This window comes from Paenibacillus agilis, assembly GCF_007786455.1.
Taxonomy (GTDB): domain Bacteria; phylum Bacillota; class Bacilli; order Paenibacillales; family Paenibacillaceae; genus Paenibacillus_B; species Paenibacillus_B agilis.
This window is the reverse complement of sequence record NZ_VNJK01000001.1, coordinates 3,218,480-3,233,289: the sequence shown is the minus strand read 5'-3', so window position 1 is coordinate 3,233,289 and position 14,810 is coordinate 3,218,480. Positions and strand designations below refer to the sequence as shown.

General features: G+C 43.0%; 15 protein-coding genes. 11 read left to right on the top strand and 4 right to left on the bottom strand.

Annotated features, from left to right (window positions below; genetic code table 11):
- The first annotated feature begins 317 nt into the window (after nt 1–317).
- On the top strand, nt 318–1,775 hold the full coding sequence (locus FPZ44_RS14240) for an aldehyde dehydrogenase family protein (protein WP_144991225.1): 1,458 nt from the start codon (nt 318–320) through the stop codon (nt 1,773–1,775).
- A 232-nt stretch (nt 1,776–2,007) separates the two neighbouring features.
- Nucleotides 2,008–3,900 (top strand): acyltransferase family protein, encoded by a 1,893-nt coding sequence (locus tag FPZ44_RS14235; protein WP_144991224.1) that lies wholly within the window; start codon nt 2,008–2,010, stop codon nt 3,898–3,900.
- Between the two features lie 252 nt (nt 3,901–4,152).
- Here the strand turns inward: FPZ44_RS14235 and FPZ44_RS14230 are convergent, their stop codons facing one another.
- A complete protein-coding gene (locus tag FPZ44_RS14230; protein WP_144991223.1) occupies nt 4,153–4,617 on the bottom strand; it encodes a hypothetical protein in 465 nt (154 codons plus the stop codon).
- Nucleotides 4,618–4,745: 128 nt separating this feature from the next.
- On the opposite strand from FPZ44_RS14230, the gene FPZ44_RS14225 reads away from it, so the two are divergent.
- The gene (locus tag FPZ44_RS14225; protein ID WP_144991222.1) at nt 4,746–5,288 is read left to right on the top strand and encodes a putative immunity protein; all 543 of its coding nucleotides are present in this window, start codon (nt 4,746–4,748) and stop codon (nt 5,286–5,288) included.
- Nucleotides 5,289–5,471: 183 nt separating this feature from the next.
- Here the strand turns inward: FPZ44_RS14225 and FPZ44_RS14220 are convergent, their stop codons facing one another.
- Nucleotides 5,472–5,927 (bottom strand): VOC family protein, encoded by a 456-nt coding sequence (locus FPZ44_RS14220; RefSeq protein ID WP_144991221.1) that lies wholly within the window; start codon nt 5,925–5,927, stop codon nt 5,472–5,474.
- A gap of 265 nt (nt 5,928–6,192) precedes the next feature.
- On the opposite strand from FPZ44_RS14220, the gene FPZ44_RS14215 reads away from it, so the two are divergent.
- Genes FPZ44_RS14215 through FPZ44_RS14205 form a run of 3 tightly spaced genes read left to right on the top strand, consistent with a single transcriptional unit; the run spans nt 6,193 to nt 9,171 of the window.
- Nucleotides 6,193–6,951 carry an ABC transporter ATP-binding protein gene (locus tag FPZ44_RS14215; RefSeq protein WP_144991220.1) on the top strand — a complete coding sequence of 253 codons (759 nt, stop codon included), beginning with the start codon at nt 6,193–6,195 and terminating at the stop codon, nt 6,949–6,951.
- A 19-nt stretch (nt 6,952–6,970) separates the two neighbouring features.
- Nucleotides 6,971–8,776 (top strand): FtsX-like permease family protein, encoded by a 1,806-nt coding sequence (locus FPZ44_RS14210; RefSeq protein WP_144991219.1) that lies wholly within the window; start codon nt 6,971–6,973, stop codon nt 8,774–8,776.
- A 32-nt stretch (nt 8,777–8,808) separates the two neighbouring features.
- Entirely contained in the window at nt 8,809–9,171 is a 363-nt protein-coding gene (locus tag FPZ44_RS14205; RefSeq protein WP_261378330.1) for a YxeA family protein, read from the top strand.
- Between the two features lie 93 nt (nt 9,172–9,264).
- On the opposite strand, the gene FPZ44_RS14200 is transcribed toward FPZ44_RS14205, so the two are convergent.
- A complete protein-coding gene (locus FPZ44_RS14200; protein ID WP_261378329.1) occupies nt 9,265–9,669 on the bottom strand; it encodes a YhjD family protein in 405 nt (134 codons plus the stop codon).
- A gap of 217 nt (nt 9,670–9,886) precedes the next feature.
- Between FPZ44_RS14200 and FPZ44_RS14195 the strand changes: the two genes are divergently transcribed.
- Nucleotides 9,887–10,171, top strand: coding sequence for a hypothetical protein (locus tag FPZ44_RS14195; protein WP_144991218.1), 285 nt, complete (start codon nt 9,887–9,889; stop codon nt 10,169–10,171).
- Nucleotides 10,172–10,223: 52 nt separating this feature from the next.
- Nucleotides 10,224–10,733, top strand: coding sequence for a Crp/Fnr family transcriptional regulator (locus tag FPZ44_RS14190; RefSeq protein ID WP_144991217.1), 510 nt, complete (start codon nt 10,224–10,226; stop codon nt 10,731–10,733).
- 14 nt (nt 10,734–10,747) lie between these two features.
- Here FPZ44_RS14190 and FPZ44_RS14185 read toward each other — a convergent pair whose 3' ends face one another.
- Nucleotides 10,748–11,950: an MFS transporter gene (locus FPZ44_RS14185; protein ID WP_144991216.1), complete on the bottom strand. Its 1,203-nt coding sequence runs from the start codon at nt 11,948–11,950 to the stop codon at nt 10,748–10,750.
- 228 nt (nt 11,951–12,178) lie between these two features.
- On the opposite strand from FPZ44_RS14185, the gene FPZ44_RS14180 reads away from it, so the two are divergent.
- Genes FPZ44_RS14180 through FPZ44_RS14170 form a run of 3 tightly spaced genes read left to right on the top strand, consistent with a single transcriptional unit; the run spans nt 12,179 to nt 14,688 of the window.
- Nucleotides 12,179–12,757, top strand: coding sequence for a DeoR family transcriptional regulator (locus FPZ44_RS14180; protein ID WP_144991215.1), 579 nt, complete (start codon nt 12,179–12,181; stop codon nt 12,755–12,757).
- A gap of 18 nt (nt 12,758–12,775) precedes the next feature.
- Nucleotides 12,776–14,179: a PepSY-associated TM helix domain-containing protein gene (locus FPZ44_RS14175; protein WP_418789152.1), complete on the top strand. Its 1,404-nt coding sequence runs from the start codon at nt 12,776–12,778 to the stop codon at nt 14,177–14,179.
- 11 nt (nt 14,180–14,190) lie between these two features.
- Nucleotides 14,191–14,688, top strand: a complete 498-nt coding sequence (locus FPZ44_RS14170; protein ID WP_144991213.1) for a FixH family protein — start codon at nt 14,191–14,193, stop codon at nt 14,686–14,688.
- Nucleotides 14,689–14,810 lie beyond the last annotated feature (122 nt).

Here is a 14,810-nt window from a genome sequence, read left to right as displayed (position 1 = left end):
GCATGTAACTGCTTCACATATATATAAGTGAGTTAAAATGGCATTTTAACAACCACATAAATGAAAAACTTGAATAAGACTGTGTTTATATTCCGAAAATATTCCTGAGTCCTAGTAAGAGAACCTTCTTTTCGTAGTCGTTTTTTTTGTGTTTATGATGTTATAAAAATCATATTCTTTTCTTAAAATATGTTATTTTTAATAAGAATTATCTACAAATATGTGAACTTGCACAAAAATTAATTGAAATATACTTTTTAATTTTAAGGATTCGTGCATAATATAAGTGTCTGCCAATAAAAAGGGGGAGTTAGCAAATGACTGCATACAATAAGTTGAATCTACAATACATTTCTGGTGAATGGCGTGAAGGAAATAGCGTTACCACTTATGATAATAAAAATCCTTATAACGATGAAATCGTTGCCCAAATAAAGCTTGCAAGCAAGGAAGATATTGATGAAGCATACGTTTCAGCAGAAAAGGCACAGCTTGCGTGGGAAAAAGTAAGCGCTTTCGAGAAGGCTGATATTATGGAGAACGCAGTCTCCATTATGAAAGCTCGTCGAGAGGAAATCTGCGAGATCATTATTAAGGAGACTGGTTCTACTTATGCAAAAGCGAATGTTGAATTGGACTTTTGTATTGCGATTACAAGAGAAGCCGCAAGCTTCCCAATGAGAATGGGTGCAGAGATGGTACCATCCCTTGTTCCAGGAAAAGAAAATCGGGTATATCGCCGTCCTGTTGGTGTTGTTGGTGTCATAAGCCCCTTTAACTTCCCGATGTATTTGTCGATACGCTCGGTAGCGCCAGCGTTGGCGACGGGGAATGGAGTTGTCTTGAAGCCGGATGAGCAAACGGCCATTAGCGGTGGCTTAATGGTAGCGAAAATTTTCGAAGAAGCGGGTGTTCCGAAAGGCCTATTAAATGTAGTAGTAGCTTCGATAAGTGAAATTGGAGATAGCATAACAGAGAACCCAATTCCACGAGTTATCTCGTTTACTGGATCTACTCCAGCAGGGCTTCATATTGCTCAAATTTGCAGTAGAACGATGAAAAAGGCTGCGCTGGAATTAGGCGGCAATAACCCGCTGCTTGTACTGGAAGATGCTGATGTGGATAGAGCGGTAAAATCGGCAGTGTACGGGAAGTTTTTCCACAGTGGTCAAATTTGTATGGCTATCAATCGAATCATCGTCCATGAAAGTATTTATGAAACATTCCTGGATAAGTTCGTTGAGGCAGCGAAAAAGCTTAAAGTCGGCGATCCAAGCGATCACGAGAATGTAATAGGTCCAGTCATTAACCGTAGAGCAGTGGAAAGAATTACGGCGACGATTGAAGAGGCGAAAAAGGAAGGCGCAACCGTTGTGCTGGAAGGGAAAGTAGAAGGGAACACGATTTCTCCTTATATTTTAACATCCGTAACGAATGATGTTGCAACTGCACGAAGTGAAATGTTTGGTCCCGTTGCGACAGTTATTCCTTTTAAAACGGAACAAGAGGGCATTGATATTGCGAACGACACTCCATATGGATTAAGCGCTGCTGTTTATGCAGGCTCTATCGAAAAAGGTGTTGAGGTCGCGAAGCAAATTGTATCTGGAATGGTCCATGTCAATGATCAAAGTGTTCATGATGAACCGTTAATTGCTTTTGGCGGCGAGAAAAAGTCAGGATTGGGTCGCTTTGGGGGCAAATGGTCACTGGAGGAGTTCACAACCATGCAGTGGATATCTACCCAGAACACAACACGTGAATATCCATTTTAAATATGTGAATTGATTTGACTTTTATTAAAGGCGGCTCATCCTGAGTCGTCTTTTTTGCTTGCTATAACGAAGATGACAATGCCGTCATTAACCTTAATTAATTGATTCTGAACTGTAATAGATTCGTAACGAACCTCCCATACACGATGCCTATAATAGAGTTTATCGGTATCCCCTATTATTAGGAATTCCACCATTCTATTACTTCTTAAGGGAGACAGCATGAGCAATTATGAAATGGTTACATAATAATTCAGCAAAAAACAATCTCTATTTGCCTGGACTTGACGGTCTTCGCGCATTAGCCGTGCTTGCCGTTATTGCTTATCATATGAACTTCGATTGGGCCAACGGAGGCTTTTTGGGTGTCGGCATCTTTTTCACATTGTCGGGGTATCTCATTATCGATTTGCTTCTGGAAGAAAAACAACGGAACGATAAGATCGACTTGAAGACTTTTTATATACGTAGGTCTCGAAGATTGCTGCCAGCACTCTTGTCCGTACTCGTCGTCACAGTTGCTTGGCTGACGGTAACGGATCCTTCACGGTTAGTTTCCTTACATAAAGAAATTTGGTCAACTTTTTTGTATGCGAACAATTGGGTTCTCATCTTAAGCGAAGTATCGTATTTTGATAGTTTTGGGCCACCATCGCCGTTTACTCATTTATGGTCATTGGCTGTGGAAGGGCAATTCTATCTCATTTGGCCGCTCTTACTTATCATCGCACTACGATATCATCTCACACGGGGCTGGCTGCTCACTTGGACATTGGTTGCCGCAGCTGTATCAGCTATCGCAATGGCTATTATTTATGAACCGGGCACAGATCCAAGCCGTGTCTACTATGGTACAGACACACGGGTGTTCGCCTTACTTATCGGTTCTGCACTCGCTATCATCTGTCCTCGTCGAAAGCTTTCAGGGCAAGTTGGACCCAAGACGAAGCAGAGAATCGATATGGTCGGCATGATTGGATTTATTATCATTGTCTATATGTTGTTCCGTATAAGTGAGTATGATGATTTCGTGTACCGTGGGGGGCTTGTACTGTTAGCGGTGGCAACAGCCATGCTTATGGCTGCGCTTGCTCATCCTGCCAGTCGCTTGAGCAAAATGTTCAGTTGGAAGCCGCTGCAATGGATTGGAGTGCGCTCGTACTCCCTTTATCTTTGGCATTATCCGGTTATTATGCTGACAAATCCCACTGTGGATACGGATGGATTGAATGTTGTCCGTTCTATTGCTCAGATTATCGTGAGTCTCGTGCTTGCCGACCTATCCTGGCGTTATATCGAAGAACCGATTCGCAAAGGCGCGGTAGGAATATGGTGGGCGAGATTAAGAGCTAAGGAATGGACATGGCACACGATTACTTGGCGGCAAAGGACGGTATCGGCTTGTATAGCTGTTCTGCTCATCCTTTTTGGCTGCGGAATGGGCTACGATGGTAAGGCAAGGTCCGTCCAGTCAGCTCCGCTGGAACCGGATTCCGTATCTTCAGAGACATCGGCGGATAACTCCGTTCCAGCGCAGAAGCAGAATGTTGAAGGGGCGCAGTCTAAGCCTATATCACCGAAGAAGTTGCAACCTACAACAAAACCTACAAATCAGGCTAATGCTAGCAGTGGTAAAACGGAGAACAAGTGGTCGGTAACTGCGATTGGCGATTCTGTTATGATTGGCGCAGTATCTTATTTACAGCAGCAGCTCCCCGGTGCGTATGTTGATGCGAAGATCGGACGCCAAATGCGGGCATTGCCTGATACGCTTACTATGCTGCAAAGGAACGGTAAGCTGGGAGATTACCTTATTATCGCACTTGGAACCAACGGTGTATTTAATCAGAAGCAGCTCGAAGCGCAAATTCATTCCTTACAGGATGTGAAACATATTATTCTGGTGAATACTCGGATGCCAGAACGCTGGGAACGTGCAGTAAATAAGAAGCTGGCGGAAGTCGCGCAGGCGTATCCGAACGTTACGTTGGTCGATTGGTACGCTGCCAGCCACAACCAGGACGGTTACTTTGAACCCGATGGAACTCATCTACGCCCGAAAGGTGCCCAAGCTTACGCGGCAATACTGGCGGAGGCGGTGAAGTCATTAGCAAAGGCCGGTTAGGACGGCAACGATTAAAGATTCTCTTCATTAAGAAAGGATAGGCAGTCAGAGGTTATCTGACAACCTATCCTTTTTCGTTATTAGCAGAGAGGGAAACAAGCTTTTGGAGCTGCTTAATTCCCTTGGCTATATCTTCTCCGCAATCTATATAAAGACTATAGACTGAGATTACGGTGGCAGTAACGCCGCTAGTTACGAGGGTATTTATGTATGTTACCATAGGCCGTGATTTTCCATTTTCCGCTTCAAAAATCAACTTTTAATAGCTATGCACCAACTCTCATTCAGAGGGGCTTCAAAATCTGAGAGAACAAGAGCGGAGCGTGACAAATGTTTTCTACTAATGATTTCATCTTCATAATCATAGCCGTTCCAGAGATGCCAGATTTCCAAGTTTATTTCTTCATCAAGAGTCATAACATAATTATATAAATAATTTGCTCGATTCATATCAGAAACACTGACTGTATACATATGATTGAGATCAGTATAATCGCTCATGATTTCTAATGCATATGAAGCATCTTCTATTAGAAAAGGATTAGAGACTGCTGGATCAAAACAAAGAACTTTTGAATTTTCATCCATTTCTTTCCAAGGAACTGGGCCGTCCGGAACATTCATACGAATCATATCACCTACAGTTAAAATCTCTTGTCCTCTAGGTTTAATCTCAGGAATCGGACGATCTGCTGCTATATAGAAATCGAAACTCATCTTAAACTTCACCCTACCTTCATAAGTTCTATTATCATATTATTACAATTAAAGAGAAAAAACTCATTATGAAACCATGTTGAAGAAGTAAATACGTTGATTACAAATGGAAGGAAGGAGCAAATAAAATGAATATAGATGAATATGCATGGAATAAACATGAGCAGAAAATAAAAGAACAGACAGAATTTACTTACAGCAAACCAAAAATAAAGATATATGATAATAATGAATTAAGAAATAAAATCGAAGAAGAACTTGAAAGACTGCCACAGAAATTGCTTTCTCAATGGGCTTTAAAAGTAGCAACTCCATACTTAGATTATCTTGATAACCATTTAAAAGATGACCCACGCGTAAATTTAGGAATAGAAACTTTAGAAAAACGAATAGAGGGAAGCATAAGAGCTTATGATTTACGAAAAGTTGGATTTACTGTGAATGAATTAGCTAAAGAGTCTGAATCTGACGTTAGTAAGTATTCTGCACGTTCATTTGCTCAAGCAATTGCAACTGGACATATGAGAGGACATGCTATCGTTAGTAGTGATTATGCAATAAAAGTAGTAAATACTTTAACTAATGAATCCTTAGATGCTTCAACAGATGAAAGGAAAAGGCAACTGAAGATAATAGAAGATTTGCTGAGTGATCGGTACTCACAAGAATAATGAATAATCTAAATGAGCCCATAACACTGAATTAGAAGCTTCAATACTTCCGATTTACAGGGTAATGGGCGATTTATGTTCTATTTAAGGCAGTGCAAGATACTGTTGTTTATCAGACTTCATCGTCAGCTAACTTAACTGTCTTGCGTTCATAATCTTTTAAGTTAGCTGGGAAAACGGTTTTCACTTATTTTTATCGAGTTGTTCCGCTAAACCGATTAGAATTCCTTCATGTCCACGAATGTAGCAGAGCCGATAGGAATCCCTGTACTGAACCACTTCGCCAACGACCTGAGCACCAAACTTAGTGAGTCTTGATACCATGTCGTCAATGTCTTCAACGGCGAACATAACGCGTAGATAACCGAGGGCATTTACAGGAGCAGTTCGGTGATCTGATATAGTAGGTGGGGTGAGAAATCGCGAAAGTTCTATTCGGCTGTGGCCATCTGGGGTAACCATCATCGCAATCTCTACAGACTGTGTACCCAGACCGGTTACGCGACCAGCCCATTCTCCTTCGACAGTAGCTCGTCCTTCGAGCTTCAAGCCAATCTCCTCAAAGAAAGAGATTGCGTTATCAAGGGATTCTACAACGATGCCCACATTGTCCATTCTTAGTAATTTGTTATTTGCCATAGTTTCATCTCCTTATATGTACAAATGTATTACCTGATCATCTTCCTATTTATTCTATCAATAATTACTAATTCCATCCAAACGATTAACGTAGACGATGTCTCAATGAATTAGGAGTAGACGACTTATTCCGAGTCGTCTTTTTTGCTTTCTATAACGAAGGTGACAAAATGGTAAGGTAACCGTCACGCTATTCTATGGTTGCTCACCGTGAATTCCTGCACAATAGAGACAACAGCAAAACAAAGTGTAGGGGGATTTACAAATGCAAGCACCTGTCGTTAACATTCAAGACGTTAAAAAAGTGTATGGAAAATCAGGAGCGAATCAATCGTATGCATTGAAGGGCGTATCATTCTCAATTCAACAAGGCGAATTCGTCGGTATTATGGGACCATCGGGTTCTGGTAAGACAACGTTATTGAACGTCATTTCTACGCTAGATAAAGCGTCGGACGGCGTTATCAAGATTGCAGGCGTCGATATTAGCAAAATGAAATCAGGACAGCTAGCTGACTTCCGTTCGCAGAAACTGGGCTTTATTTTTCAAGATTTCAACCTTATTGAAAATTTAACGGTATATGAAAATATTGCACTGCCGTTGTCCTTGCAAGGTGTCCCTTCTCGCAAGATTGGACCTAGCGTGCAAAAGGTAGCGGCAACATTAGGGATTGCTGAACTATTGCAAAAATATCCTGCGGAGTTGTCAGGCGGTCAGAAGCAGCGTACAGCAGCAGCGCGTGCACTCGTTCATGAGCCAGCTATCATCTTAGGCGATGAGCCAACAGGGGCGCTCGATTCCAAAAATGCGACAAGCTTGCTCGAAGCGATGACGAATCTCAATGAGCAGCACGGCGTGTCCATTATGATGGTAACGCATGATGCATTCAGCGCGAGCTACTGTCAGCGTATTTTGTTCATCCAAGACGGAGAGCTATACAAAGAAATTCGTCGCACCTCAACACGAGAGGTATTTTACCGCGAAATTCTAGATGTACTTGCCGACTTGGGCACGCAAAAATGACAACAAAGGATGGTTACACATGTTAGTTAAACTTTCGATGTCAGGTCTGAAAAGTAAGCTCAAAGATTATTTGGTGCTGCTTGTCGGTCTTGTCATATCGGTTTCGATCTTCTATATGTTCCAGACGCTGGCGTTAAATAAAGCGTTTATTGAATCTAACTCAGTCATTAGCAGCATTCAATTTGTGTTCCATGCAGGTTCTGTGCTGTTGGCGATTATTACGTTTTTCTATATATTGTACGCGAACTCGTTCTTGATGACCTTACGGCAGAAAGAATTCGGCATGTACATGATGCTAGGGGCCAAGAAGCATAAAATTATGATGCTTATGTTCCTAGAAACGATGATTCTCGGTATTGTATCTTTAGTTATCGGTAATGCAATCGGGATTGGCTTGGCACAAGGTGTCGGTCAATTGCTGATGAAGCAGCTGGAGTTTACAGCTGGCGGCTATAAGGCGTTCTATATGCCATCGCTGCAAATTACGTGTCTATTCTTCTTGGTGTTGTTTATTATATCTGCAATCATGAATACATTGAAATTGTCACGTATATCTGTGTTGCAGCTCGTTCATGCGGAGTCGCATACAGATCGCCCTGCTGTAAAAGGGATAATGACAGTAGTGACGGCTGTGCTGTCCATTATATTGCTGGCTATAGGGTATTGGGCAATGTTCAACATGGAAACGTTAATGCAAGCAGGCATTATTATTGCGTTAATTACGACGACATCAGGGACGTATTTGTTGTTTATGACGTTCCTGCCGCTTATGATAGGTAGATTGAAAAAGAATAAGAAAAGAAATGAAAAAGGTCTTAATTCATTTACGTATGCGCAGCTCAGCTTCCGTGTAAACAGCCTAACAAAAGTGCTTGCTACCGTAGCGATGCTGATTGCACTAGGTGCAGGTGCGATAACGGCGGGAATGGGATTCCAAAACAATGTAATGGTGACGGTAAATGGTTTTACACCTTATGACATGGTGATTCATCAGCCGACTGAGCAGGAGCAGGCAGTCATTGATACGATTACATTTATAAGCAAGCAGCAGTACCGCTATAAAGTAGATAAGAAATACGTATATTATGTAAAAACAGACTTGGAGCAGCATCCTCCATTCGCTCCATATGGAGTAGGAAGAGACAGCTTTGGTCAGTACAAGCCTATAACGGAAGCAATCTCAACAGGCGTTGTGGAAAGCGACAATTGGAATGACGCACTTCGATTGATTCAACCCCATTATTTGTATCGAGAGCAACAGGTACAAATTGTGGATGAACAGAAGTACAATCAGCTTCAAGCGGAGGAAAGCAGTGTAATTGTAGGTGTATCTGATGATTTCCTTGCCCACAAAGAGAAGTGGGCACAGCTGGATAAGATGCAGGCAGCTAAATACAATCTTTCGGAGATGGTATTGAATAGTAAATATGCATCCTACCATATGATGCACGGCTTCTCCAGCGGAACCGTATTTATGGGCTTCTTCTTAGGAATTGCGTTCTTAGCGATGATGGCGAGCAGCCTGATGTTCAAAATATTGTCTGGTGCAACGAAAGATATTAGTCGCTATCAAATGCTGCACAAAATTGGTGTGCGCCGCGAACGACTGGTACGTTCGATTTATAAAGAACAGTTTCTCGTATTTTTGTTCCCAGCGATTATTGGAGTTGCCCATGTTGTTCTCGGCATGAAGATGTTCTCATTCATATTGCGTAATCCATACGATCGCATTTGGGTGCCACTGACAATATTTGCGGTTATATACGCAGCTTATTATTTCATCACGGTTCAAATGTACAAGCGGATTGTTCTTCCGTCTAAATAAGACTTTAACAACGAGATGAGGCAGAGAAAAGTATGAAGAAAAAAAGTATCACGATTATGATGCTAGTCGTTCTTGTATCAATCTTGATGGCTGGTTGCAATATGCAAAGATTAGGTGCAGATGAGTATTACGTAAAAATTAAAGGCGAAGGCAAGTTGGAAGAAGGATTCCGTTATTATACGCTGAAGGGCTATACATCGGATGGAGAAGATAAGGAAATTACCTTTATGAGCCTTAAAGATAATGCAGGCAAGCTCAGAGAGGATGCGTATCTTCGTATCTATGCCAAGCCAAAGGATAAAAAAGCAAAGCAAATCAACGAAGTTACATCGTATGAAGAGGTTAAAGCGGAAGATGTTCCTTCCAAAGCGAAAGAAAAGCTGGATGCACAGTAATCGAATCAATTGTGAATGGGGCAGGCCGAAATGGTCTGCCTTTCGCTGTATGCTGTACTCTTTTTCTTACGCTGCTCTAGTGCTCTTGAGAGGTTAGTGTCCTGTTTCTATAGGAGCGGGCAAATGTAAATAACGCTTCAATAACAGAGTCACTTCGGTGCGGAGCAGTCCACGCAGTAGGTAGAAGGAGTGCTCATAGCCTTGCACTACATATTGCACGCGCACGCCGTGAGGTTGGCGCTCTTGATCCAGAACTTTAATGCCAGTGCGGCGAAATTGGGCACGGATTCGGGTTAAATCTGCATTAGCTTCATCCTGAGCACGACGCAATGATTCTACATAGACATGCGCCATCTTCAGGGTGGAGCTTCCGAGGTGAGCAATGTCGCGTTCCAACACATCCAAGACAAGAGCGGAAATAATATACTGCTTTACCGCTATCTTATGTTCAGTGCGATGTGGAGCAGTCGTTTGAGGCTGGGTAGCTCGATCGGCCAATTTATTTCTTCCCCTCTATTTTGGAATAGTAAACTAATGCGAACTAACGTTCTTATTTATATCCAATATATCGAACAAATATTCGTTTAGCAATAAGAAATTAATATGGGTATAATTGGATTGACGCAAATGAATTCGGATGCGTTATCGTTATAGAAGGGAAAATGAGCATTTTAACAGATAATCAACAGATACAGAGACAAAGGATGAGAAAGAAATGAACAACGTACAATTCCAATTACAATCGCAAGAAGGGGACACGGCTGTTTATCTATTTCAGACGATGAATCATGAGAATAAGCAAGTAGAAGGAATGTTTGAAGTCAATCTTCCCGCTTACTGCAAGCTAAGTGAAGAGGGAGCAGAAGATGCGGAGCAGCAGGCTCTTTATTGGTTGACGCCGATCCAGTCGGATGAGCAGTATTGGAGCGGGATGAAAGTCTTTTTCCGCGTGTATAAGCATTACTTAGAGCATGGTGCATACATAGGCAGCAGCGAGTAAGTGGCAATTATATATGACGTATGGAATCTGTAAAAGGGAAAGGAGGGGGCGCATGCGTTTAACGTTGCATCGAGGAGAAGTATTATTTCGGCAAGGAGATCCAGGAACGTATTTATATCGAATTGTTAGCGGCGTGTTCAAAGTAACTCGTTTGCATGAGAACGGGAATATTTTATTGTTCAATTTATTATTTCCTGGCGAAATCGTGCCCCATCATTCCTTGCTATCGGCGAAAGATTGTCATGGTACGGCTACGGCCCTCACGACAAGTGAGGTGGAGCGCATACCAGCCGACGACTGGTATGCAGAGCTTGCTATGCAGCCTGAGAAGGCAATTGAAGTAGGCAGAGTGTTGCAGGATAAGCTGCGCTTTATGCAGCAGCGCATCGACCATTTGACGATCGGTTCGCCAGCCGAGAGGCTGAAGCTGTTAAAGGAGTCGTTAAGCAGCTATACCGAACAGCGACCGCTCACAGATATTTTGACACAAGAAGAAATTGGGCAGTTTATCGGTGTTCGTCGGGAAACGATTAATCGCTTGTTACGAAGTGATTTGGAATAACATAATCGCGTAGCCTAGCGTAAGGGTGAATGTGTATGACGGGCATGTGATGATTTGTTGGTTACAATCACATAAATCATGATGATCATGGATAACGTAATCAAACCAGCAGGAATCCAGAAGATGTTCGGTGTAACGCCTTCAATAAACAGAGGCAAGTGGTAGCCAATAAGGGTAGCCGTTTGTGATATGAAAATGTACAGGCTGGCACCGAACCCTGCCCGATGCAGAAACATGCGCTGCACATAGCCCATGCCAACCCCATATAGAACCGATACAAAGACAGAGTATATCGGCTGCACAACAAAGAACAGAGTCAAAGACGTACTCCAGCTATACACGATATACGTACCAAGTGCGAAAATACTTCCGAGTAAAATGATGGGCTTATATCCGTACTTTGCAGCCCAGTAGCCGGCAGCTGTCATAAACAGCAGTTCAAACACCGCTTGAATACTCCACAAATACGACATCAGCCGCGGATCGCCAAATAATTCATTTACAACAAGCGGCAAATACAAACCTCGAATGGCATCCGAGCAGCTTAACAGTAAAATAGCGAGCAGCATGAGCAGAGAAAATGGTTCATTCACATTTGAGCGAGTTTGCTGAGCGGAGCTGTCAATTGTAACTTCTTTATATAAAATCAGCAGCAAGCAGAGTGCACCGTATCCGGCAAGATTTCCCCACAGCACACCTTGGAATGTGGCAAGTAAATATAGATTGGCGCCCAGCAGCAGGCCGCTGAAGAAACCGATGCTATACGTTGCCCGCAGCCATATTTGTGCGATTTCTACGATAGCTGGTGCTTTATTCGTAAAGTGGTTGCGTGCCATGGCAAATAATTGCCCGAAAATTAAGCCAGACGGAGATACCGCCAAAATCATTCCAACGAGTGCGGAGGAGTAGCTATCGGCTCTCATATATAGGAAGAGTCCTATAATACAGAGCAGCGAGGCTATAATCGGCAGTTGTTTCTTCCGCTTCATCTTGTCACTAATTAATCCAACGGAGATCGTCGTTATCATATTTAGAAATAGAGAAATCGCAAAGATAGAAGTAATCTCCTCCTTGCCAAGCCCAACCGAATCTTGCAGGTAAATCGCGTTCATCGGCGCTAAAATACCTGTTCCGATCCCATATATAAAGAGCGTTAGCAGTAACGTTCTTGCCCCTTGAATATGTACAAATGATTTCAAATCCCGCCATACGCGCATAGCTGCTCCACCTTTCGCATTTTCCGTATCCGTATTTTATGGAGTCCAACGTGTTCTATGATGTTTTTAACATTTCTCAACAAAAAACCACATTTAGTTCTTGCCTTTATCCTATTTATGCCATAATCTTATTTCAAGCCAATAAGTGGAATTGGCTAAGTGACATCATGCTATTTAATTAGGTATGATTCTCTCATTTATTGAGGATTGGAGGTGAAATAGTCAACGATGCTGCCAATTGAAAGAAGACAACAAATTTTAACATGGGTCGAACAAGAAGGTAGCTTGCGTGTGTCTGACATTAGCAGTCGGTTGCATGTATCGGAAATGACGGTGTATCGCGATATTAAGCCCTTAATTGATGAACAGAAGGTCATTAAGACATCGAATGGAATTGCTGCGCTGCCTCATCGTCAAGCTGTGAGTGCGGTTCCTACTTGTACGTATTGCTATAAGACCGCAAACACGAGGTACTCCGTTAAGCTTATCACGAAGAGCCAACAGATTGAACATACTTGCTGTGCACATTGTGCGCTGCTTCGTTATGAGGATGTCGAATGTGATGTGATTCTTTGTCATGACTTTTTGACGGACACAACGATTAGTGCCAAGATGGCTACTTTTTTGTTCCATGCGGATGTAAACATCAATTGCTGCCAACCTACGATACTTACTTTTGATTCCTACCAACAAGCTATGAAGTTTCAAACAGGCTTCGGTGGGGAAATTTATCGCTTTGAGGAGGCTGTCCAAACACTAAAACAACAAATGAACGCACAATCGTGTGCGAATCGAAACCATTTATAAAAGGGGGTAAATCATATCGTGGAAGCGAACCAAGCGGTTCAGACGAATGCTGTGTCCGTGAAGACGAAGAGCAAGGCGTCTTTTTATCAAATTGTGTGGAGATGGCATTTTTACGCAGGATTGTTCGCTGCACCATTTCTCATCGTGCTTGCCATTAGTGGAGGCGTTTACTTATTTAAGCCTCAAATAGAATCGATGCTGTATCAAAACATGTATTATGTGGAGCAGCCAACAGATGGTTCAACCGCACTTGCTCCATCAGCACTCATCCACTTTGTGCAGCAAATGCATCCAAATGGGCAAATCAATTCGATTATGTTTTATGATGACACAACGAGAACCGTAGAAATTGGCATGGTCGATAATGACATCGCATCTTCTGTGTTTGTAAATCCGTACAGCGGTGAGGTTATGGGCTCACTCATTAGCGGAGAAAGATTCACGGATTTTTTCGTGAAAATGCATAGCGAGCTGATAATTGGCGGAACCGTTGCCAATTATCTTGTGGAGTTAGCCGCATGCTGGACGGTTATATTGCTGCTGACCGGCTTGTATATGTGGTGGCCAAGAAATAGAGCCTCCATTTGGGGGACGGTGCTGCCAAGATTGGGCCAGAAGGGGAAAGTGTTTTGGCGTGATATGCACGCGGTACCTGCCTTTTGGCTGTCGCTGTTTATTCTTATTTTAGTACTGACAGGTCTTCCATGGTCTGCGGTAACAGGCAAGCAAATTAGCAGCCTCGCTACGTCTACCAATACAGGATACCCGCCTTATGCATTGGGTTCTGGTGCAAAGCCTGAATCGACCTTAAAGACGAAGGACGTTGCCAAGGGCGGTCCATGGGCAACAGAGAATTTACCTGTTCCCGTTTCTACGGCGAGCAGTTATGTGCCGCTGACGATTAATGAGGCGGTGATTATTGCAGAAGGAGCGAAGGTAGAGAAGCCATATCGAGTTATCATGCCGAAAAATGAAAAAGGCGTGTATACGGTTACGACTTCGCATACGGTTCCTGGTGGAGAAGCGACTTTGCACTTGGATCAATATTCGGGAGCCATATTGAGCGATGTACGCTATGCAGACTACGGCATTATGGGCAAGGCGATTACGGTGGGCATTGCGCTGCATGAAGGACGTTTATTCGGTCTTGCTAATCAGCTGCTCGGTCTCATCACTTGCTTAGGCGTGATCGGTATTGTCGTCAGCTCCTTTGTGATGTGGCGCAAGCGTAAGCCTCAAACGAAGCTGGGTTCACCGACGCCGAGCAAAGATAAAAATCGGACAAGAGTCGTATTTTTCCTTATGCTCGTCATGGGCATTTTAATGCCTTTAGTAGGCATTTCAATCATCGTCGTCTTTGTGCTGGATCGATTCGTGTTGTCACGTATCAAACCAGTAAAAGAGTGGCTGCATGGAGCTTAGGAGGCATCATCATGATGAAAAAAATAGCAGTTGGCATTATGCTTGCGCTCGTTCTCGTTAGTTCGGCAGCGTGTACAGCGAGTACAGATACGCAAAAGAAGCAGCATGTGTCCAGTCAGCTGAATGCGGAGATTATTACACCTGAATCAATCGCTTTGAAGCAGGAGACAGTGCTTCAAGTAAGCCTTACCGATCATAACGAACCTGTAACAAAGGCAGATCTCGTGCATTTTGAAATCTGGGACGCGAAGAAAGGGCAGGGCAAAGAAGGCAGTCAAATGATCTCGGCTCAGCATGAAAAGGATGGGCTCTATACAGTGTCAGCAACGTTCGAGCAGAATGGAGTCTATTTTGTTCAAACCCATATTTCAGTAGGCGAACAGCATGTGATGCCGAAAAAGCAGTTGATCGTAGGCGAAGTATCTGCGGAAGAGTTGAAAGCCGTACAAGAGGAAATGCTCAAGCATGAAATGGGCGGTTCAGAAGGGCACGGCGGTCACCATCATTAATGAGAGTGGACGTAGGTTACAGTTTGGAAGGTGAATCAGCTATTTTGTACAACAAATTAGTACTGTAATCTTCCCAGCAATAGCGCAATAACAAAGGAAGAAGGCATGTCCTTCTTCCTTTT